Source organism: Methylobacterium sp. ARG-1 (assembly GCF_001262595.1).
Classification (GTDB): Bacteria; Pseudomonadota; Alphaproteobacteria; order Rhizobiales; family Beijerinckiaceae; genus Methylobacterium; species Methylobacterium brachiatum.
This window is the reverse complement of sequence record NZ_LHCD01000021.1, coordinates 14,844-37,994: the sequence shown is the minus strand read 5'-3', so window position 1 is coordinate 37,994 and position 23,151 is coordinate 14,844. Positions and strand designations below refer to the sequence as shown.

Annotated in this window: 17 protein-coding genes and 1 tRNA gene; 8 read left to right on the top strand and 10 right to left on the bottom strand. The window is 63.0% G+C overall.

Features of this window, described 5'->3' with window-relative positions; genetic code table 11:
• Positions 1-11 precede the first annotated feature (11 nt).
• The 6 genes from AKJ13_RS18850 to AKJ13_RS18830 all read left to right on the top strand — a co-directional run bounded on the left by AKJ13_RS18850 (position 12) and on the right by AKJ13_RS18830 (position 8,402).
• Positions 12-3,860 (top strand): phage tail tape measure protein, encoded by a 3,849-nt coding sequence (locus tag AKJ13_RS18850; RefSeq protein ID WP_050734740.1) that lies wholly within the window; start codon positions 12-14, stop codon positions 3,858-3,860.
• Between the two features lie 706 nt (positions 3,861-4,566).
• A complete protein-coding gene (locus tag AKJ13_RS18845; RefSeq protein WP_050734739.1) occupies positions 4,567-5,133 on the top strand; it encodes a hypothetical protein in 567 nt (188 codons plus the stop codon).
• A gap of 553 nt (positions 5,134-5,686) precedes the next feature.
• Positions 5,687-6,211, top strand: a complete 525-nt coding sequence (locus tag AKJ13_RS18840) for a hypothetical protein (RefSeq protein ID WP_050734738.1) — start codon at positions 5,687-5,689, stop codon at positions 6,209-6,211.
• A gap of 281 nt (positions 6,212-6,492) precedes the next feature.
• On the top strand, positions 6,493-6,633 hold the full coding sequence (locus AKJ13_RS31940; protein WP_160320616.1) for a hypothetical protein: 141 nt from the start codon (positions 6,493-6,495) through the stop codon (positions 6,631-6,633).
• A gap of 366 nt (positions 6,634-6,999) precedes the next feature.
• Entirely contained in the window at positions 7,000-7,236 is a 237-nt protein-coding gene (locus tag AKJ13_RS18835) for a hypothetical protein (protein WP_050734737.1), read from the top strand.
• Positions 7,237-7,289: 53 nt separating this feature from the next.
• Positions 7,290-8,402, top strand: a complete 1,113-nt coding sequence (locus tag AKJ13_RS18830) for a hypothetical protein (protein WP_144426301.1) — start codon at positions 7,290-7,292, stop codon at positions 8,400-8,402.
• 337 nt (positions 8,403-8,739) lie between these two features.
• Here the strand turns inward: AKJ13_RS18830 and AKJ13_RS30585 are convergent, their stop codons facing one another.
• The 6 genes from AKJ13_RS30585 to leuC form a co-directional block, all read right to left on the bottom strand.
• Positions 8,740-12,048 (bottom strand): type ISP restriction/modification enzyme, encoded by a 3,309-nt coding sequence (locus tag AKJ13_RS30585; protein WP_082317020.1) that lies wholly within the window; start codon positions 12,046-12,048, stop codon positions 8,740-8,742.
• A gap of 721 nt (positions 12,049-12,769) precedes the next feature.
• Entirely contained in the window at positions 12,770-13,189 is a 420-nt protein-coding gene (locus AKJ13_RS18825; protein WP_050734735.1) for a hypothetical protein, read from the bottom strand.
• A gap of 361 nt (positions 13,190-13,550) precedes the next feature.
• The gene (locus AKJ13_RS30580) at positions 13,551-14,006 is read right to left on the bottom strand and encodes a hypothetical protein (RefSeq protein WP_082317019.1); all 456 of its coding nucleotides are present in this window, start codon (positions 14,004-14,006) and stop codon (positions 13,551-13,553) included.
• A 134-nt stretch (positions 14,007-14,140) separates the two neighbouring features.
• Positions 14,141-15,949, bottom strand: coding sequence for a tyrosine-type recombinase/integrase (locus AKJ13_RS18820; protein WP_050734734.1), 1,809 nt, complete (start codon positions 15,947-15,949; stop codon positions 14,141-14,143).
• A gap of 81 nt (positions 15,950-16,030) precedes the next feature.
• A tRNA-Leu gene (locus tag AKJ13_RS18815) sits at positions 16,031-16,115 on the bottom strand.
• A gap of 81 nt (positions 16,116-16,196) precedes the next feature.
• Positions 16,197-17,609 carry a 3-isopropylmalate dehydratase large subunit gene (leuC, locus tag AKJ13_RS18810; RefSeq protein ID WP_050734733.1) on the bottom strand — a complete coding sequence of 471 codons (1,413 nt, stop codon included), beginning with the start codon at positions 17,607-17,609 and terminating at the stop codon, positions 16,197-16,199.
• A 242-nt stretch (positions 17,610-17,851) separates the two neighbouring features.
• On the opposite strand from leuC, the gene AKJ13_RS18805 reads away from it, so the two are divergent.
• Positions 17,852-18,817 (top strand): 2-hydroxyacid dehydrogenase, encoded by a 966-nt coding sequence (locus tag AKJ13_RS18805; RefSeq protein ID WP_050734732.1) that lies wholly within the window; start codon positions 17,852-17,854, stop codon positions 18,815-18,817.
• Positions 18,814-19,713 (top strand): AprI/Inh family metalloprotease inhibitor, encoded by a 900-nt coding sequence (locus AKJ13_RS18800; protein ID WP_050734731.1) that lies wholly within the window; start codon positions 18,814-18,816, stop codon positions 19,711-19,713. The genes AKJ13_RS18805 and AKJ13_RS18800 overlap by 4 nt, the downstream gene beginning before the upstream one ends.
• Here AKJ13_RS18800 and AKJ13_RS18795 read toward each other — a convergent pair.
• The 4 genes from AKJ13_RS18795 to AKJ13_RS18780 form a co-directional block, all read right to left on the bottom strand.
• Entirely contained in the window at positions 19,710-20,324 is a 615-nt protein-coding gene (locus AKJ13_RS18795; protein ID WP_050734794.1) for a cytochrome b, read from the bottom strand. The two genes, AKJ13_RS18800 and AKJ13_RS18795, sit on opposite strands and share 4 nt — an antisense overlap.
• Before the next feature lie 148 nt (positions 20,325-20,472).
• Complete coding sequence (locus AKJ13_RS18790; RefSeq protein ID WP_244471657.1) at positions 20,473-21,045, bottom strand: NAD(P)H-dependent oxidoreductase; 573 nt, start codon at positions 21,043-21,045, stop codon at positions 20,473-20,475.
• Between the two features lie 239 nt (positions 21,046-21,284).
• Positions 21,285-21,944: a methyltransferase gene (locus AKJ13_RS18785; protein WP_050734792.1), complete on the bottom strand. Its 660-nt coding sequence runs from the start codon at positions 21,942-21,944 to the stop codon at positions 21,285-21,287.
• Positions 21,945-21,946: 2 nt separating this feature from the next.
• Positions 21,947-23,071, bottom strand: coding sequence for a glycosyltransferase family 4 protein (locus AKJ13_RS18780; protein WP_244471656.1), 1,125 nt, complete (start codon positions 23,069-23,071; stop codon positions 21,947-21,949).
• Positions 23,072-23,151 lie beyond the last annotated feature (80 nt).

Genomic DNA, 23,151 nt, shown 5'->3' with positions numbered 1-23,151 from the left:
GATGAACAGAGATGTCTGACGATAAACTGAAACTAGAGATCGGCGTGCAGGTCACGTCGGAAGGCACCGATAAGGCCGAGAAGCTCCGTCAAGAGTTCGCTCTACTGAACCGTGAGATCCTGTCCTCTGCCAAGGCGATCAAGGATGCGTTCTCCGCCCTCAATTCCTTCTCTGGCCGGTGGAGGACCGCCGGTTCACCCGCCACCGAGGAAGCCCGAGCTGGCCGCGACGCCCTCGCCGTTCAGGGTGACCTGTACGCGCAGCTCCGCAAGCGCTGGACGTTCGAGCGCAGGATGAATGCGCAGCGCAAGGCCGAAGAAGCCGACGCCGCCCGACAGATCAAGCAGGATCAGGCCGAAACTGCTCAGGCTCTCCAGCGTCAGATGCAGTTCTCCGCACGCATCGCCCGACAGCGCGCCCAGGCCGAGGCCGAGGCGGAACGCGAGACGCGACGCGAGATCCTCGAAACTGGACGCATGCGCGACCGCGAGAACCGGAAGGCGCTTGCCGACGCCAAGGCGATCCAGCGCGCGCAGCAGCAGGCCGCGCAGAGAGTTGCCGCGGGTGCCGGTCAGGTTCGATCAGGCGGTACGCGCGCCGTGGTCGGTGCCGGTGCCGCCGGTCTCGCGATTGGCTATGGGACGAAGCGGGCGCTCGACGCCCTGACCCGATCGGGCGTGTCGGTCGACTCGGCCTTGAACCAGAACATCCGCCTATCTGGTCTGTCGCCGAAGGATGCCCAGGCCAAGGGCGTCGAGATCCGTAAGAAGGCGATGCCGATCGCCCGGTCCCTCGGGATCAAAACCTCGGAGTACCTGAAGGCCAGGGCCGAGGCTATCCAGGCCGGCGTGGAGGACGAGCTGGTCGACACAGTCACCGAGTTCGGATCCAAGTACGCCCGGTTGAACGACTTGGCGCCGAGCGAAGTCATGGAGTCTTCTGGCTACGGTATCACCGCGCTTGGTGCTTTCGGGAAGGTGACGGCCGAGAAGGTCAAGCAGCTCTTTAACCTCCAGCAGCACTTGGCTGCCACGACAGCGGCGTCACGCCAGGGCCTGAACAGCTTTGTCCGTCGGGGTCTCTCTGCTGGTGCGGCGGCGGGTTTCTCTGTCGAAGATACGTTGGCCTACGGCGGCGCCGCGACCAGCTCCGGTGCGGACGGCGAGTCAGCGGCTCGGATGCTCAGCTCGACCACGGAGCGCCTCGCCTCGATGCCGACGCGGGCCGCAGGCATCGCGAGGAAGAAGCACAAGTCGCCGAAGGATATGCTCATCCTGCAACTGCCGCGCAAGCTAGGGTTCAACAGTTGGACCGATCTTAAGAAAGCATTCTCGGTCGACTCGGCCGGTACTGTCGAGAAGATCTACGAAGGGTTGGCTGGCATCACCGATCCGCGAGCCCGACTCGAGGCCAGTGAGGAGATTTGGGGGAAAGAGTTCGGCTCGGTCCATGCGGCTATGGCGGTCGGACACCGCTTCCGTGCCATGCGGCAATCTGTCCGGTCTCGCGATGCGGGCCGCGCGATCGATCAGGGCATGTCGATCCGATCCGGATCATTCGATATGATCATGGATCAAATCGGTTCTACGATCCAAGATCTCAAGGAATCACTCGGTCTAGTCTTAAAGCCGCTGTGGGCTGACTTGCGAGACTACGCGCTCCAGGCGCCCGTAGCATTCCACGCCTTCGAGGATGCGTTCCGGATGGGCCTCCGGGGCTTCATGCAGGGCCTTGGCTCGCGCGACGGCACCATGGCCGGTCTGCTCCGTCAGTGGTTCGGGGACCCCGGCGCGTTCAAGCTCAACGCCTACGGGATCGGCGACTTTGCACGCGGCTTCGCGCAGGGACTCCGTGATGTCGGCGGGGCGATCGTCTCGTTCATCAGGATCTTCGCGGGTCAGAACGCCACCCCGGCCGAGATGGGCCGGTGGACGGCGCGCATCCTCGGGTTCTCGGCCGCGCTCGTGGTCGCCGCACCAGCCATCGCGGTTTTGACCGGACTCGCGGCCGCCGTGGCCGGGTTCTCTCGGATCGTCCTATCGACTTGGGGGCTCATGAAGGCCGCGGGTCTGATCGGTGCGACCGGTGCCGGCGCCGCACCCAAGGTTCCGACCGGTCCCGGCGCTGGAGCTGCTGAAGGCATCATGGCCCGGCTCGGCCGACTCCTCGGGATCGCGGCGTTCGCGCCCACGGCCAGCCTGAGCAAGCCCGACCAGGACGCGATGATCAAGCGTCTCGGGGACTACGCGGAGCAGTTGGAGAAGGACCGTCAGGCGCAGCGTGGGTGGGCCGATCCCCCGCGTCGCACGAAGGCGCTCGAGAACCTCCAGAAGCCGCTGGAGCAGCTCAACGAGTCGATGGAGCTGAACGCGAAGATCCAGAAGCAGAGCGCGGAGGACCAGGACTTCCGGTCCCTGATCCATCCGGCCAGCCTCGGCAATGCCGCCCGGTCGATCGGCGACAGCATCCGGAACAACGCCGCGCGCGCAGGTGGTAGCGCCCTGTCCGGCTCTGTCGGGAACGGCCCGCTCATCGGTTCGTCCGCTCCTGGCGGGTCGATCGGCAACGGTCTGACCGGAATGCGGCGCCGCGGCATCATGGGCGGTGGCTCAGGCGTCGGCGCTGGTGTCGGATCGGTCGGCGGGAGCGGTGTCACGAACTCGCGTCTCGCTGGTGACGTGGCGGCCAGAGCTAAGATCGCGCATGACTTTTTCCGGTCCAAGGGGCTGAGCGAAGAGGCCACGGCCGGCGTGCTCGCCAGCATGCAGCGAGAGTCGAACTTCACCCCTAACGCACGAGGCGACGGCGGCCGGGCGCATGGCCTGTTCCAGCACCACGCCGATCGACGGGCGCAGATCCTCGCTGGCACGGGTATCGATATGTCCACCGCCAGCTTTGAGAAGCAGCTTGAAGGCGCTTGGTGGGAGATGAACCACGGCGACCGGGGAGCTCAGCGCGCGCTCCGGATCCTGAAGACTCCGGGGATCTCAGCTCGGGATGCTGGCGGCGCCTTCGTGCAGCATTTCGAACGTCCGAAGCGGGATGAGCGAGCGGAACGGGGCGCTCTGGCGGAAGGCTTTCATCGCCAGTTCGACAACGGATCGTCCGGCGGGAGCGCATCCGTTACCCCCGGACAGGGCGGTCGATCAGGCGGCCACATCGCCGGCCAGATCAACATGGAGGGCAAAGCATACGATTTCGGTTCGGGAGGAAACCGCGGCGCCAACAGTATTCCGAGCGGCGTCTATTTGATCACGCCAAATACGATCGGACCTTGGGGTCGGAGAAACAACGCCATCGGCTTGAATAACAATGCAATCTTGGACGATACACTTGGGAGAATGCGAACGGGCATCGAGTTTCACGCTGCAAGCAACGCTCGAATGCTTACTTCTGGTTGTCTCGGGATCGCGAAAGACCAGTACGGCGCCTTCCGGGCGCACGTCTTGGACATGTACAAGCGCCACGGCCAAGCCTTTTTGACCGTCGACCAGAACGGCGCCGCTTCGATCACGGCTGAACGGCCGATCGCCAAGGCGAAGGAAGCTGCAAAGTCGTTTGAGCCAAAGCTACCGCCCTCAGTCAGCGGGGGCTCGGACAATCCTGCGGGTGCTGGCCTCGGAGCTGGTGATGCTGCAACGTCGGCGCCGACGCGCACTCTCGGATCGGACGCGCCTCTAAGCAATCGGTCACAAACCGGTGGCGCCGGGGCCAGCTACGGCAGGACGGGGCACAACATCAACGCCCCGATCCAAATCAACGGTCACAACAAGGATCCGCAGGCGCTCGCCGGAGAAGTCCAGCGTCACCTGCAAGATTCAATGAACCGCCGGACCCACGATTACGACGGTTTCGCCTGACCTGGAGCTATGCATTAAGAAAGCAATAATCATGCGCTAAGAACATGAGTCCGCTCTCCGAGCATCGAGACACGCAATCAGAGCATGCTGTGACAACCCGGACACGGTTTCAGTGCCGATCCATGCTCTACACGCAGTTGACATCGGATCAACAGATGTGGCGCATTGGTTACAAGCACAGGCTCGTGTTACGGTTCCCTTGACAGACGAGTCATGGTGTCTCGTCGCACGGGTTTCTGGAGATACGGCCGACCGGAAGGTCTGACGGATTTCGATAAATGCAAAAAGGGAAGCCCCAACCCTGCGGCTCAGTTTCCGAGGCCGTGACGCAGGAGAAGGGGCGCTGAAACAATGGACTTGTGTAACACTGCGCTCGACTTCTGTCCAGACGATGCCGAAGACTCCAGGGATTCGTTCTCGAACGTCTCGACTCTGGAGCTGCTGTACCAGCGCGGCTACGTCGAGGCGGTCTCGCGCAAGCCTGCGGCACCACGGCAATGCCCGATCAAGCGGGCGGCGCTGATCGATCAGGCGGACGTGGCTCTGACCGCGCTGTCCGACGCCCAGGCTCAGGCCGGAGCAACGGCGCTGGCGCGGATCGACGACGCGCGCAGGATCAGCACCGCGCCCGACGTGCGGAGGGATAGGAAGACCATGACCCGTATTCTGTGCCGGACAGCGCGCCGGCCTCATCAGGGCTCTGCGTGTGCTGGAGCAACAGGACCAGATTTTCGAATTGAACGAGCGAGTCCGCCGAACGGTCGATTTCGTTCTCGATCTCTCAGCCAACCTGTCGGTGCTGTCGGAGTCCGGGTGGCCGGAAACGCACCTATGGCTTGAGCGGGCGCTTCCGATCATCGCTCACGACCACGTCGATTGGCTCGAGTCGCGGTTCAAGACCCATTTGAGAGCCGCGGAGGCTACGCTGGCGCGCCAGGTCCCGATCCGGCTTTCCGATTACCGGACGGCGGCTTCGCCGAGAGACATGGCGCATAGCATTGGCATCACCACACACGTCCTGCGGGTGGCGAAGGCGAACAAGTGCGGGCTGACCTCCATCGACCCGGAGCCGAAGAAAGAGCGCGACCGCCGCAACGCCGAGAAGGCCCGCCGTGACCGGGGACAGAAGCTGCGGACGGAATGCACCAAAGACGCCGAGTTCCGGGAGCTGGCGCAGGATCTCGACTGCCACGTCAGCACTCTGTACCGCCACGATAAGGCGGGGAACCTCGACGCCTACGTAACCAAGCGCCGGGCCAAGCTGGGGCTGTAGGAGGCTCGATCCGAAAGTGAGAGAAACTCGTCGCGTTGCTAAAGAATAAGAATACGCGCGATCAGTTTCTCGCATTCTGACCATGCCTCTCGCAGAGCATGGCCCACGTCATGCGGCGCGATGGAGCAGACGCAGGTCCAGGGCAGGCGTGGGATCATATCCGGGAGCGGGGCGGGCAGCCCTGCGGACGGATAGGGAGCCGACCTGATGGGCGGGATCATCCCTCGGATATCTGCGGACCCCCTACGTCACAGGTATCTGCACAACGATATCCTGTGCGTGTCCGTATCGGAGGAAGACCCGGCCATAGGATAGATGACGGCCCCCGATACACACGTTCGCAGCAGTATCTGAAACGGTCGCGGTTGATGATCCGACCCGATCGATACTATCTGCAATCTTCTGGAAAGGTCATGAAACCTTCAGGATTTGAGGCAACCCCTACCATCTTGAATAAATCGACCAATCTAGGACGGATCTACTAGCATAGTCCAATCAGATGTGCTATGAAGATCACACCAACAAAGGAGTCGTAACATGATCTGGATCGCCGATGTCTATCACCGAAGTCGCGAAGCGCACGTCTGCCGCTAAGTTCACCAGTCCGCAAGGATTCCTCTCTCACCCGCACCTCGACCAGCCCGATCGCACCCATGACGCGAACGGTGTGTTCTCTGCTGGCATCCATCTCACTGTTGCCGAGCTTGCCGCCGTTGAGGCCGAGCTGCGCGCGATCTTCAGCGCCGCATATCCTGACGAGACCCGCGAGCCGCGCCTGCCGCTCTGGCGGCACCCGGATGGCCCGATCACCCTGTTCGCCAAGTCGCGCCAGCGGCCCCGTATCGTCAGTGAGGCTTTCCGTCCGATCCTTGGTGTGAATGCCGGCGCCCGCGTTCGCCTGCTCTGCAACGCTAAGCCTTACCGCTTCGGAGAGCGTGTCGGGGTCTCGCTGTTCCTGAACATCGTCCAGGTCGTCGCTCTCGACGCCCGTGATCCGCGCCGGGAGCGCAAGCGCCAAGAGACCGAGGCCCTGCGACAGGTCGTGGCTATGGCCCGCTCTCGCACGGGGGCAAGGTAATGAGCCGCCGCACCCGCCGTCCCCGCCGCATCCTCCGGCGAGCTGATCTGCTCCGGTGCCCGGTCCTCGATCTCCGCGAGATCGGTGACACCGTGGTGCTGATCGTCGCTCTCAACGCCTAGCAGGCCATCCTGGTCCGGGTCGGCTCCGAGGATGCGGTCCGTGATCTCAATCAAGACGCCGCTGACGGGATCGCCCTTCCGCTCGTACCGTACGAGGGTAAGCCGGCGCTGATCCTGCGTGTAGACGATCTGCCCGCCGGCATCGCCATTGGCGCGGTCGTGGATCTCCAGATCAAGTTCGTGATCGATCCCGCCGTCGATCTTCCTCTGGTAGAGGCTGCGGCAACCCGGATCACTCGGCGCCCGATCCGCGTCCCGGCCGGTCAGATCACCCTGCCGCAGATCGGCATGCCGCGATGACCGCGCTCGACGCCCATCTGATCGATTGGGGAATCTGGTGGCAGCTGGTTCGGCAGAATGCTCGATCCCGGTTCCAAACTTTCGGGGGGACCTCCCCGAATTTAACGCCCCTTCAGACAGCCGAAAGCGGCTCCGGCATCACGGGCTGCCTGCCAGCTCGACAGGTCAATACAACGCATCACCCGCCACAAGGTTCCGGGCCGCTCACGATCTTTCTGACTACAAATCGCGATGGAAGCCCAAGGACGGCCGTCGTGTCTGCCGGGGCATCCGACGTGCTGAATTTGGCTAACCGCCGCCTGCGGCCCTCCCACTCAATCCGTGGCTGAGATCAGAACGCTTCAGCCTCCAACCCCGAGATCCACGATGCCCCGCCCCCTCCAGGACGATCCCTACCTAACAATCTCGCTTTCGATCGATTCGGATCTGCTCGCCCGGCTCAACACCGCCGCCCGGCTCAGCCCGGAAGTAGCCTCGCGGTCCGAGCTGGTCCGCGACCTTCTGAATCTATCGCTCGACATACTGCTGGAGCCCGTCGAGACCCTTCCGTACGTCGTCGCCGCCTTGAGGGAGCACTATGCGTCCGACCCCGAGACTTCGTGATCAACCTACCCTCGCCCGCCCGACGGCCTTAGGTTAGCGTCGGCGAGGTACGGATGAACGAGTTCCTAAAGTGGGCACAAGCGCTTCTCGGGCCCACCGTACCAGTTGCTGTGATCGGCGCTAGCGCGATTGGTCTCGGACATTTCCTCGATTCGCATCTGAAGCCAACAGTGCGGACGGCCTATCTTACGTATCTACGAGAAGGCCGACTCAAGGACGGCTCACACGCCGTCCTCGATGCCGCCGCCGATGCGATGAACGTCATCTTCGGTCCGCGCCATCTAAGCTGGCGATGCTTCCTCGCATCTGCCGCAGTGACGGTCTCCAGCATCGTCCTGCTGGTCGCGCTCTCCGGGATCTTCTCGTTCTGGGTGAGCCGATACCTGGACGGGCAAACCCGCGATTTCCTGAAAGCCTATTGGTTCGCCGAGCCTGAAGGCCGCCTCAAGGCCGCTCTTTCCTGGGTGATTTGGAGCGTAACGGTGGATTACGTCTCGCTCTACAAGACTCGGGTCGTGATCAGGATCCTGCGCCGACACACCCGGTGGGGCCCGCTCGTTTGCCTTGGTGACTTCGCGGTGGGGTTCTTCGTCTATGTCGCCGGGGTCATGATCCTGTCCGTGCTACCGCTCGTGTTGGGCACAAGTTGGATATCGCCGCCTGCGGTCTCATTCGAGATGGCGATCGTGTTCATGTTCGTCGGCGCTCTATGGGCCATAGCGTTCATCCCCGGCCTGGAAGCAAAGGTCATGGAACAAGGGTTTTCGCCCGATCAGGTGGCAGTCTTCCTACACGGCGACGTGCTCCAGACTGTGCTGGGAATGTCCTTCCTGGTGCAACTGATCCCGTTCCTGACGGTCGGATCAGACCTGTTCTACGCATCCATGATGCCGTCGATCTGGCTATGGTTGTTCGTGGCGTCCGTGTTCCTGGCCAAAATCATCAGCGGAGTCGGCGCTTACCTCCAGTTCGCTCTGACGCGCTTCCGGAAGCCGAAGCGTACCTTCGCCGTAACCGGCAGGCTGTTAATCCCGGTGATCCTCGCGCTGATCTATTTCGTGACGCTCTTGCCCTACGCTCTGGAGGGACTTGGCCTTCTCGCAGAAGCAGTGCTCGGTTTAATCGGACTGCTCGGAGATCACCTACCCTCGCCGCCGCCTCGATAGCCGTGAGCGCTGTTGTGCTCGCAGCCATCTGAACAGCTCCGGCGATCTTCGGCGCAAAGACGATCGTCCTCCGCTGGCGAATCGACTGCGCCTCCTCATCGGCGGCAGTGATCGACGCCGTGAGCTCGACTGCTCCGTCACACATCATGGAAGGGGCGGGAACGGGGAGCTTGCACACCGCAGCATGCAAGATCGTGAATGAGAATGTCCACCAGCACTCGTCCGGCACGTCCTCGAAGGTATAGCGTAGTTAGAACCGCTAAACTATGGGCAACCAAGACTTGAACGAAGTTTGTGCCGGTGAAAGGCCGACGCCCAACTGAACTTAAGTATTGGGCTACGCTGTCAGTTCCGTCTCAGATAAATATAGTTCATCAATCTCGTCAGTCGCTGATATCGTACGGTTAATGGCATTCAACATATTCTGGTACCGGCCGAGTTCATCGAAGTCTAAAGCGCGCCCAACCCGATCTTTCAACCACTTGTCTGCAATTTGAAATCCACCGACCTCGTACTCCCAGACCTCGACAGGGATTCCCTCGAAATATTGAGTGTCATTTATAAAGATCCGCCCGATGCCATCAGAGTCCGATAATATGTACCGCCGCTTCTGTTTAACGACGACATTATCACCTGCCACAGGATAGCGAAGCGGCAGCGTCTGAGGCGCTGGATTATTCATTGTATGTAGACCAACCAGCTCGCGACCTAAATCAGCGAGATGACAGAAGATTGTTCCAGATGAAGGAAGCGGGATCCGCGGAAAATCTATTTTCAAATCCGGCGCATATGCGGCTCGATAAGTCGGAGCATTTAGGACGGCATAAATGTATCCTAAAACGTCCTCAGGGCCAAAAAACTCCCCATCGCGCTCAATCAACTTAGGGTCAAATTCCATTCCAATCATTGCAGTAAGAGCGTCAATGAATCCATGAGAAATATTGGGAGCGCGATCGCGATTCTGTGAGTCTCGTGGCCAAACCCGCTCAAGATCTAGCACCCCGGACGTCCCGGCTACCGGGTAGACGTAAAGTGGAAACACGTAGTTCTGCTCTCGAGTTGTAGAAGAAATTACACAACTTTCTGCTGGGTTCGTAGAGACCCAAGCGTGGCGAAATCCCACAATTGCCTGCTGACGAGCCGCCAGCAAGCAGATGTTCTCTTTCCCCGCAACATGCTCGATAAGCTCTCGCCGAGGATAATCCATCACATCGTAAGAAAAATAACAATATCTCCTATCGAACGGCCTGTAGTCGCACTCGACAATATATGCCATCCAGTCGTCCCGAGATTGGAGCGCCTTCCTGCTTGCACTTAGCTGCCAATCACGATTGTCCTTAAGGCCGTAGCGCTCGTGCAACACGGCATCTTGAATATTTGTGTCGCGCATCTCGCCGATCCGACGCTCTATCTGAGCCGCGTCAAAATCAATAGCGAACCTGTCTCTGTGCGTCTGAAATCCGAGGACGTTGACCGGAAAAATATCGGTCAACTTCCACCCCAATTGATATTGTTCTGTGAATTTGCCTTCTTGCGGTCGGAAGAGATAAAATGGAGCCTGGGGCGTAACCGACTCCCATTTCGTGGATTTTAAAGAGTTTGCGGCTAGCCAATCATATTTCTGTGATCTCAAACCCCAAAGATCTAGATGGAAGACTTTCGCCGGCCCCATGACGTCACGGCGCTTTATGAATATAGCGATCGACACGCCTTGCATGATATCGAATACGTTCTCGTCAATCCCGCCATCCGGCGTTTTTTCTTTTTTCTTTGCCCCACCGTGTAGATCAAGAACGTATATCTCAGAAAATGTCGAGAGCAATGACTGACGCATACCTCTGAAGGTTGGGTTGTCGATGTATCCATGGTCTGTGATGAATGCGAGAACACCTTCTCCATTACGCGCGATGCGCCACTGACCAAAGGAGAGGAATTTCACATAATCGTTCTTCAACCACTTTGAGTTCCGCTCCTTGAGCGGCTGGCCATCGACCATGTAGTAACTCGGCACTCCAGCAGGATCAATTTTTCCTTTCTGTAGATCATCCATCCAGTCGCCGCGATTTGCGGAATGCCCTGAATAAGGCGGATTGCCCATGACAACCAGAACTGGACGATGAAGTTTTATTTCATTCGCCGCGCTGCTTTCTTCTGCAACGTATTGTGTAAAAAGTGGCATCGGCGTTTCTGGATGCGCCTCATCCAATGTGTTAGTTAGATATACGCCTATCCGCTCCCCATCTTGGGGCTCATAGGCCCACTGTAATCGTTCCTGTTCAGGTAAATCGTAGCCAAGAAGCTGTAGCGAGATTTTGAAGTGAGCGACGGCGTACGGGGCAACCATAAATTCGAAGCCGAATAAGCGCGGGAGCAGATGTTTGCTCACGTAGCCGCGCCATAAACCGGCGTTGCCGGCATCAATGAACTGCTGACGAATAAAATCGATGACGCTGTACAAAAATGTCCCAGTACCCACGGCAGGATCAAGAATCAGGACTTTGTGGCTCTGAGTAGTCTTGCGAACGACGGTGTCCTTTCCCTTGACCCTCAGACTGGTATCCAAGTTTTTTACAGTAATGTACGTCTGGTCTGCCAGACCTTTTGGGCAGTCAAAGTCTCGTTTCAAAATTTCGTCAACTGATCTGACTATGTAGCTCACAACGGGCTCAGGAGTATAATAAACACCCCGCTTTTCTCTCAAAGAAGGGTCGTAGGCAGCAAGAAACGTTTCATAAAAGTGGACAATAGGGTCTTCCTGGCGAGTCCGACGTCCGAAATCCGCAAGCACTTTTTGCATGTCGGTGTGCGTCAGCAACCGAACAAGATCTTCAACGAAGCTTGAAAACGGCTCGTCATCGAGCCTCAAGCTGGAAATATCCATGAAGAAATTTCTGAGAAACGGATTCGATCTTGGGATTAAGCGTTGCGCTTGGGTGCGATTAAAAACTGTAGACTTATCTGTCATCACACGCGCGGTAAATAATCCATACGATAAAGTTTGAGCGAACATGTCCGCAAACTCAGATGTTCGCTTTGGCTGATTAAGATCAGCGATAAGAACATCCGCGAACGCCTTGCGCCATTGCCTGATCCACGGTGTCGCCTCATTATTTTCGAAAGACGTGACGATGACATCGCGGATTATATGCGTCAGCCGCGCCATCCTCTCTGCAAGGCTTTTGGGGGAAGTAATCGTCTGCGGCTGCCGAGTCCTAAAATTAGACAGCATATTCAAAAACTCGGAACCGACATCTTTTGCTGGCGTGATTTTTCCGTCTGGTGTAACAGTACCGAGTCTAACAGTTGCGCGGTGCTCCCCGCCCGTAAACCATCGAAATTCAATATAATCTGTAAGAATTATGTTATCCAGAGATCTTAAATAGCGCTTGAGCTGGTCGGTTCTAAGTGTGTCAGTAAGAAAGATACCAACATCTTTCGCTTCGATGTACCCAAGAACCAAATCATGCTCAGAGATTACAAAATCGGGCGCGCCACAGGCGATTCGCTTTGGCTCGTTGGTCGCCAGGATGTCGGGATCGAAAGTTTCGAGCAGGGTCTTAAGGGCCGGGCGGTGAGTATGTTCGGTCGCGTCGCCCTTCACCAAGGCTTTCTGGATGGCGTCCAGGTATGCCGTGATCATTTTCATTCGCTGGGTGCCCGTCTACGTGGCGCTAATAACCTGTGGTTAGCACGCCAGGATGGAAGCTGCCGAGTGATCAGTTCGTAGGTTGCCTGGGGATCCTTGTTGAAAGAATCTAGGGTCTATGATCGAAGCGGCGATTCTCCTGCCCATCAGGTCGGTGAGATGCCTTGCCGCATCTCAGTTCATCCCGAGAGGGTGGATCAGTTTCCTATCATCGCCTGCGGTTGGTCCTAGCGCTTCCGCGGCTTGGCTGTCGGAAGAAGCCACCGCCCTTGGACCGATTGGCGCTGCGAACAAGCTCCAAAACGTAAGCCGACAATCTTGAGCCTTCTGCAGGCAGACTATAGCTTGGCTGTTATGAGCTTTGCGGCAGGCCCGATCTGCCTGGTAAGCGGGAGCAGGGATCGATGTCGAGATCAGCCATCTTTGCCGTTGTGGCCTGCCTCACCGTAGCGACCTCGCAGCCATCATGGTCATACTCCTTTAAGGACTATGTATCAGCTCAGGGTGGCTGTGGAGCACATAGATCAATTCTCGATATTCAGCTTGATGGGATTGCGACAGATTCGGGAGAGCTGCATACGTTAACCGTCCATTTGCTGTAGATCTGTTCGGTCAAGCAGCGGCGGACTGGACGGACAGCGATATAAAAGAAGCAGCGGCTATCTGGCGCGACTGCGAACAACGCATCGCAGCCCGCGCCTACAGTGGGCCGCTGAGTTCGCTACAGGCTTCGGCCGTCAGGCAGCAGATTGACGCCGATATCGAAACCCGTTGGCGGCCTATTGAGGGAAAACTGCGTCAGGTCATCGCCATTAGTCTGGAGTTCGTCGACCGCCAGAAGGCTCAGGAGCAAGCGGTAAAACGCCAGCAGATGGAAGCCGAGGCCCGCATAAGGCAGGTCCAGGAAGCGCAGGAACTGGCCGCTCGCCGCGATTCGGAGCGCCGCGTCGATGAAGCACGTTCGAAGGCGGAGAAAGATCGCGCTGAGGCGGCGAACATGCGTCGACAGGTCGAGCTTGAGCGGCAGCGTCTCGAGCAAATCGAACAGATTGCCGGTGATGCGGAACGTGAACGGCGTGAGGCCGAGGACGCGCTCGCAAAGATACGGGCAGCGCGTCAGGCGCAGGAGCGCCGCGCTCAAGCCGAAGAGGTTCGCCGTACCCAGAGCACTGAAGCTACAGCGATCGAGAGCAAGCCGGTCGCATCGCGGGACGAGTGCGCTATCCCGCTCGGCACATTCAACCAGATCCGGTCTGGAATGACTTTGGCCGAGATCGAAGCAGTCATGGGGTGCAAGGGCACGCTTAACAGCAGCTCAAATATTCAGGGCGTCGGCCTAATGGAACTCTATTCCTGGACAAGCCGTGACTCTGGCGGAGTTGTGACGATGCAGTTCGTTCGTAGAAAATTGCAGACGAAGTCGCAAATCGGCCTGAACTGAGCGTGGGTGAGCACACCATCGCCGCTTGGTTTGCACCTCCGACTTCGCCGCTCGCAAAGTCTCACCTTCCCATCAAAGGATCCGGTCGCTCTCGCTTCCGAACGACCCGGATACCTTGGCGCAGGGTGATCTCGTTGCGCGGGTAGGCTCCCTCAACGACCTCAAATGCCGCCAAGGCGCCGTCGATCGGATGGATCACAGCCAGACGCATCTCGACACGGCCTCGATCGTCCCACACCTCTAGCGTGAACGGTCGCTCTGGCGGCACGGGCGGTTCAAGACTGGCTGGCTTCGGCGCGTTCAAACTCGCATTGCAGGCCGAGCCCGCAGCGTCCGCAGATGCGCCCACGGTACCCCGGTATCGGCACGACGCCGTGAGCGTGGATAGCAGGTCGGGACCGGTGATCTCGTAGCCGAACCGCTCGGCCAGATCGGTAATCCGATAGCTGCCGTAGCGTTTGCAGATCGGGCATTCGACCGTGATCCGGTCACCTGAGACATGGCCGAGCCGATGCACGTGTCCCCTCCCCCTCTGAAACGAAAGAGAACAAGCCTGATGGGGTCTCAGGGTTCAAGCGCGGGTTGAGTCGCTCTCGAAATCGCCGGGGACGGGTGTGGATGACCCTTTGGAAAGCATGGCACCGTAGAACGTTAGGCTGCTCCTTCGGCCTCGCCGGCGTCCTCCAGACGAACTCGTCGAGACCGGGCCGGTGCCGGTTCCACAATTGGGCCATCGAGCATCATCGCTCCGTGGTCTTCTTCCTCGGCAAGGGCCGGGATCGGGATCTTAGCGACCTCTCCGGCTAGAAACCCGATATCTTCATGATGCCGGTATCGGCCCGCTACGCCGGTCGCAGCGTGACCCTGCAGATAATCAGCGACAGAATCGGCGATGCCTGCCCTGACTGCGACGGATTTCCACCAGTGTCGCAGGCTGTGTGACGGCGCCTTACGCTCGTCGTCGAAGCCGTCGAGGGTCCGAATCCAGTCCGCTAGGCGGTTGCTCACTGATTTCGAAGCGTGCCTCCCCTCCCCGTCCGTACGCACCTGACGCCGTGGATGAGAGCCGTAGAACAGCGGCCCCGTCTTGAACCGGGCGAAGTCTAGGAATCCGCTGCTGAGCAGCGATGGGTGCATCGGCACCGTCCGCTCTGAACCCTCGTTTTTGAGGCTACCGCCGTCCGCGGCAGGTTCTAGCCGGAGGACGTGGACTCCATCCTCGATCCGCACGCGATCGCCCGAGAGCTGCGCGAGTTCACCGACCCGCGCGCCTGTGGTCACAAGAAGGATTGGGAGCCACCGCCGATAGGCCACGTTCTCGCCCTCGGCATGCTTGAGCAAGCGCGCGATATCGTCGTTCGAGTACGGAAGCCGACCCTCTCCTGCCCGCTTCTTTGCCGATACCTTGATCCCTTCCGCCGGATTCCGAGGCAAGACCTTGTTCGTCACGCCGAATCGGAAAAGCGCCCGCAGGCATGCCAGATCCGAGTCGTTGATCGTTTTCGATGAACGGCCCGCTGCAACCCTGGCATCCTTCCACGCGACCACGTCCTGATCGGTCACCCGCGCGGCGTCACCATGCTTAAGATGCTTCTCGAAATCGGCGACGATGCCCTTCCATGTTGTTACGGTCGATCCGGCCGGCTTGGTCTCTTTGCGCCAACGGTCGAATAGGTCGGTGAGACTGATGCCTGCCGCTTTGTTCTTCTCTTGGAAGGTTGGGAATCGCTCGGCCGCAGGATCAAGCCGGTAGTCCCCGCCAGCCCGCCGCTTGAGGACGTGTCCCGCCTCCAGGGCTGCCACCGCGATCCGGCGCAGGAGAACGAGTCGCGTCTCATCATCCACCTCGATCCCGCGCCGCTGCAACGTCCAGAACGCCAGCCGACCAACCCGCTGTTCGAGCGCACGAGTCTCATCACTCCGTGCGATACTGTTGATGATCTCGGTGAGAGCCTCGCCTTCGACCTCCCCGAACAGCAGCTCCCGCATGATCTCGTCATCCGACCGCCCGCGCTCCGGAATTGCTGGAGCCCCCGGAATGCGCCCTTCCACGGCTGCGCGGGTCAAACTCTTGAAGCTCTCCCACTCCCGAACGGTGCCGGGGTTCTCGCCATGTTCGGCAATCAGGAGGCGGTACACGTCGCCGGCCAACGCCTCGATCTGCCGCTGAGTGATTGGCGCCGGACCGACCTTCACAGCAGCGTACAGCTTCGACAGGTGCGCGCGAATTAGCAGATGACGTGTGTCGGCCGTCTCGGTGTTGCAGGTGTGAAGCGAGCCCCGGACGAACTGCCCGAGCTTGGCCTCAAAAACCGCGGCGGGCTCGGTCCCATGGGCCGGAAGCTCGATCGTGATGACACGACCTTGCACGTGCTCGCGCACCGATTCCGGTACGCGCATATAGAACTGAATGTATCGGGAATCTGACCGTCTAGCGTGGCGCTTCATCGAGAGGTGCATCGGCCGGTGTATCCCGTGTTTGTATCACGGTCGGCCTCGAAAACCCTAACGATCTCAACGCTACAACGACTTAGCGGGCGGTGGTGCCCAGGAAAGGACTCGAACCTTCACCTCTTGCAAGACTGGTACCTGAAACCAGCGCGTCTACCAATTCCGCCACCTGGGCTCGCCGCCGGCCTTGGCCGGCGACGGCTTCGTTTATTCGGACCGATGGTGTCCGTCAATCGCGATTTCAGCCTTTATGGCCTCAACCACGCGGCCAGTCCCGGATGTCAACGAACCGGCCAGCCACCGCCGCGGCTGCCGCCATGGCCGGTGAGACAAGATGCGTGCGTCCGCGATGGCCCTGGCGGCCCTCGAAGTTGCGATTCGACGTCGAGGCGCACCGCTCCAGCGGGTTGAGCCGGTCGGCGTTCATCCCGAGGCACATCGAGCAGCCCGGCTCGCGCCAGTCGAAGCCCGCCGCCTTCAGCACCCGGTCGATGCCCTCGGCTTCCGCCTGCGCCTTCACCAGGCCGGAGCCCGGGACCACCATGGCCGAGACGCTCTCGTGCACCTTGCGGCCCTCGACCATCTGGGCGACGACCCGAAGATCCTCGATCCGGCCGTTGGTGCAGGAGCCGATGAACACCCGGTCCAGGGTGATGTCGGTGATCGGCGTGCCCGGGGTCAGGCCCATATAGGCCAGCGCCTTCTCCTTCGACTGCCGCTTGTTCTCGTCGGCGATCGCGGCCGGATCCGGCACACGGCCGCGCACCGAGATCACGTCCTCCGGGCTCGTGCCCCAGCTGACGATCGGCGGCAGGCTGGCGGCGTCGAGCCGGACCTCGCGGTCGAAGAACGCGCCCTCGTCGGTGAGCAGGCTCTCCCAGTAGGCCCGCGCCTTGTCGAAGGCCGCGCCCTTGGGGGCCTTCGGACGGTCCTTCACGTAGGCGTAGGTGGTGGCGTCCGGCGCGACCAGGCCGGCGCGGGCGCCGCCCTCGATCGACATGTTGCAGATCGTCATCCGGCCCTCCATCGAGAGGGCGCGAATCGCCTCGCCGGCATATTCGATCACGTGGCCGGTGCCGCCGGCGGTGCCGATCTCGCCGATGATCGCCAGGATGATGTCCTTGGCGCCCACGCCGGGCGGCAGCGCGCCGTCCACCGTGACGCGCATGTTCTTGGCCTTCTTCTGCACCAGCGTCTGGGTGGCGAGCACGTGCTCGACCTCGGAGGTGCCGATACCGTGCGCCAGCGCCCCGAAGGCGCCGTGCGTCGAGGTATGCGAGTCGCCGCACACGATGGTCTGACCGGGCAGCGTGAAGCCCTGCTCCGGACCGATGATGTGGACGATGCCCTGGCGCCGGTCGAGGGCGTCGTAGAACTCGATGCCGAAATCGCGCACGTTCTCGGCCAGCGCCTCGAGCTGGGTCCGGCTCTCGGGATCGTCGATGCCCTTCGAACGGTCGGAGGTCTGAACGTTGTGGTCCACCACCGCCAGCGTCTTCTCGGGATGGCGCACCTTGCGGCCGGCCACGCGCAGACCCTCGAACGCCTGCGGGCTCGTCACTTCGTGAACGAGGTGCCGGTCGATGTAGAGGAGGCTGGTGCCATCCGGCTGGACATCGACGACGTGGTCGTCCCAAATCTTGTCGTAGAGGGTGCGCGGGCTGGTCATCGGTTTTCGTCTTCGGATGGGATCGCTGCAAAACTCTCGCGATAATGCAGGTTCCTTAGTAGGCATCGCGCGCCGTTTTCGGAAGGGGCGAGTCTCGTCCCTGTCAAATGGCTGCTCGGCGTTTGGCCCCCGGATGTCACCGCGGAGGCCGGGGGCGGCTGGCGCCGCACCGGGCGCAGGCCCTATGCCGGATCAAACCCGTGCCGGCCGCAGCGGCGGCCGGGCGAACGAGGGAGTGTGAGATGCCCGAAGCGCCGCCCGAGATCCTGCTCCTGAAGACAATGCATCCGCTGGTCGAGACCGCCTTCGAGGGGCGGTTCACCGTGCATCGACTTGCAGGCGCTGCGGACCCGGAGGCGATGCTCGCCGAGATCGGACCGCGGATCCGGGGCCTCTGCGTCGGCGGCCAGGTCGACGCCGCCCTGATGGACAAGCTGCCGAAGCTCGAGCTGATCGCCAATTTCGGCGTGGGCTACGACGCCGTCGACGCCGTCGAGGCGCATCGGCGCGGCATCACCGTCACCAACACGCCGGACGTGCTCACCGACGAGGTCGCCGACCTCGCCGTCGGCCTGGTTCTGGCGACGATCCGGCGGCTGCCGCAGGCCGACCGCTACCTGCGCGAAGGCCATTGGCCGAAGGCACCGTTCCCGCTCACCGCCTCGTTGCGCGGGCGGCGGGTCGGCATCCTGGGGCTCGGCCGGATCGGGCGGGCGATCGCCCATCGGCTCGAGAGCTTCGGCGTTGCCATCGACTATCACGGCCGCAGCCGGAAGGCGGACGTGGCCTACACCTACCATGACAGCCTGATCGGCCTGGCGCGGGCGGTCCATATCCTAATCGTGGTCGCGCCCGGCGGCGACGACACCCGCGGCCTGGTGGACGCGTCCATCCTGGAGGCTCTGGGGCCCCAGGGGATCCTGATCAACGTCGCCCGGGGCAGCCTGGTCGACGAGACCGCTCTGATCGCGGCGCTTCAGGCGGGCACGATCCTGGGGGCCGGGCTCGACGTGTTCGAGAACGAGCCGCACGTGCCGGCGGACCTCGCGGCCCTCGACAATACCGTGCTGCTGCCGCATGTCGGCTCTGCCTCCGAGCATACCCGCACGGCGATGGCCCAACTCGTCGTCGACAATGTCGTGTCGTGGTTCGAGGGGCGTGGCCCGCTGACCCCCGTTTCCGAGACACCCTGGAGCCCACCCGCGTGAGACCCGTACAGGCCGCGCTGCTCGCCGCTTTGGCCCTGATCCCGTGGCCGGCGGCGGCGCAGGACGATCCCGCGGCCTCTTCGGCGGCGCCCGAGCCGAGCCTGCTGAATCCGGGGGCGCTGGCCGCGCCTTCGATCGCGACACCCGCGGCGCCCCCTGCCCCTCCGAGCCTTCCCGAACGGCTCAGCGAGGTGCCCGGGACCTGGGACCTGTCGCGCGACGGCACCAACCGCCGCTGCGTAATGACTCTGCGGAGCGAGAACGGCGATGCCGGCCAGAAGCTCAGCTTCCCGGCCGGGTGCCGGCGCGCCCTGCCGATCGTGAACGGGATCGCCGGCTGGCTGTTCAGCGACCGGGGCGTGCGCCTGGTGGACCGGAACGTCCGCCCGATCCTCGAATTCGTCCGGCGGCCCGACCAGCGCAGCCTGGTTGCCAAGCTCGAGGGCGGCGAGACCTACAGCCTGGTGCCGCTGGATATCGCGGCGATGCGTCCGGCCGCCTCGGCGGCGCCCGACATTGCCGGTGTCCAGACCGCACCCGCGCCGTCGCCGCTCCGGACGGCGCCGGCGGTGCCGGCCGAGCTGCAGCGGACCACGGCCGCGACCGCCCCGGCAGGACCGGGACCCGCTCCCGGCGTCTACGCTCTCGACCGCTTTCAGGAGCGGGACACCTGCCGGATCACCCTCGACGGGGCCGGCGGTGGCGTCCATGTCGTCCCGGGCTGCCATGACGGCGGCCTGGAGGTGTTCGATCCAGTGCGCTGGCGCTACGCCAACGGCCGCATGACGCTGACCGCCAAGCGCGGCCACACCATCGATCTCGTGCCGAGCGGCGACGGACGCTGGCGCCGGGAGCCGGAGGTCGGCACCACCTTCGTGCTGCGCCGGGTCGATTAATCCGCGCGGGATCCGCGCCCGTCCTGGACCGGCAGCATCCGCTCCAGCAGGCCGTCGCGCCGGATCACGAGGTGCCAGACGGTGCCGGCGATGTGCAGCAGCACGAGCGCGTAGACGAACCATTGCCCGACGAGGTGGATCGACTCGGCGATCTTCTGCGGGCCCTCGTCCTTGGTCAGGCCCGGGATGGTGAACAGCCAGAAATACGGCGTGTCCCGCCCCGACAAAGCACTCAGCAGGTAGCCGCTGACCGGCATGATCAGGAAGATCGCGTAGAGCAGCCCGTGGTTGACGCGGCCGATCAGCGTCAGCAGCCGCGGCGTCTGGGGATCCGGCGGCGCCGGCCGGACCATGCGCCAGACGATCCGCAAGACCACGATCGCCAGAATCGTCAGCCCGACCGACTTGTGCAGCACGAACAGGGTGCCCTTGGCGGGCGCCGGCGGCAGGCTCACCGCCACCCAGGCCAGCGGCAGCACCGCCAGCGCCAGGGCGGCCGTCACCCAATGCAGCGCCTGCGAGACCGGGTGATAGCGCGGCAGGCCCGAGGCCGTGACGTAGGTGGCGGGCAGCGGTGCCGGCCTGCCGGTCTTGACGGTTGAACCTGGCATGATCCCTCGCGGATGGGCGTCGTCCACCGCGCAGCTAAACAGATGGCCATCGGCGGACCAATGCCGGGCCCGATCAAGTTTTGGAATGATCCCGGATTATTGTCGCGAAACCGGCCCGCGTGGGCTGAGGGAGCGGGCGCGTGCTGCGTCAGGCGGCCGCGCCGGCCCCGATCACCCGGGACACGTCGAGCAGCGCGGCCAGCTCCACCGCCGCCGCCGCGAGCCGCGCCGCCACGAGCACGTCGGTGATGCGGCCATCGGCCATGTCGTCGGGGCCGGCATAGACCGAGGTCGGCGCCATGTGGGCCGCGAAGAAGCCGAAGAGCGGCCGCAGGCTGTGCTCGACCACCAGGGCATGGCGCAGGCCGCCGCCCGTGGCGGTGAGCACCACCGGCATGCCCGCCATCTTCGCCGGATCGACGAAGTCGAACACGTGCTTGAACAGCCCGGCATAGCCGCCCTGATAGACCGGTGTCCCGACGATCAGGGCGTCCGCTCCCTCGATCGCCGCGACCAGATGCGCCGCCGGCAAGGGCAGATCCTCCCGCAGCGCCGCGCCGAGGCCCGGCCCCGCATCGATCAGATCGTAGACTGTGAGGTCGATCCGGCGCAGGCGCCCGAGCTCGGCGCCCACCGCCGCGACGAGGTCGCGGGTTCGCGAAGGTCGCTTGGCGCTCCCGGAGAAGGCGACGACACGGGGCAGGCTCGGCTTGACGCTCACGACTCGACGCTCACCAAGAGCGCTCGCCGAGAGGGATACCGGTTCGGCATCAGCGAGCGCGTTGAAACAAAGGCTTTGTGCCGTGCCAGATCGCGACGCGATCGGGCCTGGCGCGGGAATGGTCTGTCAGCCGCCATCCGGCGATCGTGGTCCGGCCGCAAGGTAGCGCATTCCGGCCGCGGATGAAGCCTCGATGCCATAGCCGGATCGATTGGACGCGTCATGGCCGGACCAGCGTCTCAACCGTGCAACCGCCAGACGTGGCTCTGCTTGATCTCGGCATCTTCCAGGGCGCGCGAGACCGGCACCGCGTAGGTCGCTAGGCATTCGAGTCGCGCCCGCGGCAGGTAGGTCCGCCCCGGATCGCCGATCAGCACCGTGAGCCCGCGCGCCTGCAGATCGGTCAGCCAAGCCGTCACCGCCCCGGCGAGGTCGCGCTCGTAGAAGACGTCGGCAGCGAGCACGAGATCCGCCTCTGGCACCGTGCCGAGAAGGTCGGTCGAGACCGCCCGGATCTGGGTGGCGACGCCGTTGGCTGCGGCGTTCATGCCGATCGCCGCAACCGCGAACGGGTCGAGGTCGCTGGCGACGACGCTCCGGGCGCCCGCCCGGGCGGCCGCGATCGCCACGAGGCCCGAGCCCGAGGCGAAATCCACCACCCGGCGCCCCTTGGTGACCGCGACATTGTCGAGGATGTAGCGGGCCATCGCCTGCCCGCCCGCCCAGGCAAAGGCCCAGAACGGCGGCGGCAGCCCGATCTCCTGCAACTCCTCCTCGGTCTTCTGCCAGAGCTCGGTCGCCTCGTCGGCGACGTGGAGCTGGATCTCCGGCGCGTAGGGAACCGGCAGCAGCCTTGTATGGGCCTGAATGAAGCCGAGCGGATCGTCCGGGGCGCGCATGATCAGGCGTCCAGCAGCGCGCGCCACACGGCGCAGACCTGATCGGTCACGGCGGATTCGGTAAAGCCGCCCGTCGCGATGCGGGTCCGGGCCGCGGCGCCGAGGACCGCGACCAGGGCTGGATCGCCGCTCAGGCGAACGAGCGCCTCCGCCAGGGCCGGGGCGTCGCCGGGCGGCACGAGGAGGCCCTCGATCCCGTCGCGCACGAGGCTGCGGCAACCGGGGACATCGGTGGTGACGAGCGCCCGTCCGCAGGCGGCGGCTTCGAGCAGGCTGCGCGGAAGCCCCTCCCCACCCCGGGACGGCAGGCAGGCGACGTGTTGGTTCGCCCAGACGGCCGCGACCTCCTCGGTTGGTCCGTGCCAGGCGACACCGTCGCGGCTCCAGTCGCGCAGGGTCGCCGCGTCGATGGAGCGGCGGTTCGACGGGTCGGGCGCCCCGAACAGGGCGAGCTCCACGGCCGCGCCCCGGCCCCGGGCTAGGCGGGTCGCCTCGACCGCCACGTCGATGCCCTTCGACCAGAGCATGCGCGCGACCACCGCGACCTTCAGCGGCGGCATCGGCGGCAGCGGCTGCGGCGCGAAGGCGTCGCAATCAACCCCCGCCCCGCCGATCACCGTGACGGAATGCTCGGAAGGATCGAGGCCCAGCGCCAGCGCATCGTCCGGGTTCTCGAACAGGAAGCGTGTGCGGCCGGAGGCCAGCGGCCCGCGGATCAGCGCCCGGAGCCCGAGCCGCGCCGCGCGCCCGATCCGGTCGGTACGGGCGCCGACCAACCCGAGGCCGGTCAGCGCGTAGACCCGCGCCGGGATGCCGGCCATGGCGGCGGCGGTCCCGCCCACCAGGATGCTCCGCAGGGCGATGCAGTGGACGATATCGGCGTTCAGCGCCTTCAGGATCCCGGCCAGCTGCCCGGCCGCGTAGCCAGCCGCCATCGGGTTGAGGCTCGCCCGCTCCGCCTCCAGCGGAACGACGCGCGCGCCGGTGGCTTCGATGACGGCGCGATGCGCCCGCACCCGGGTGACCACCGTGACCGCGAGCCCGATGGCGATCGCGGCCCGGGCCATGGGCAGGAAATGCGAGGCGAAGAACCAATCCTCGGTGACGACGAAGACGAGGTTCCGCATCGGAATCGGAGCGGTTTCACGGGCGGGTTCGGAATCCATCCGCCCCCTCTAGCACGTCGCCGCGGATCGGCCTGCGGCGG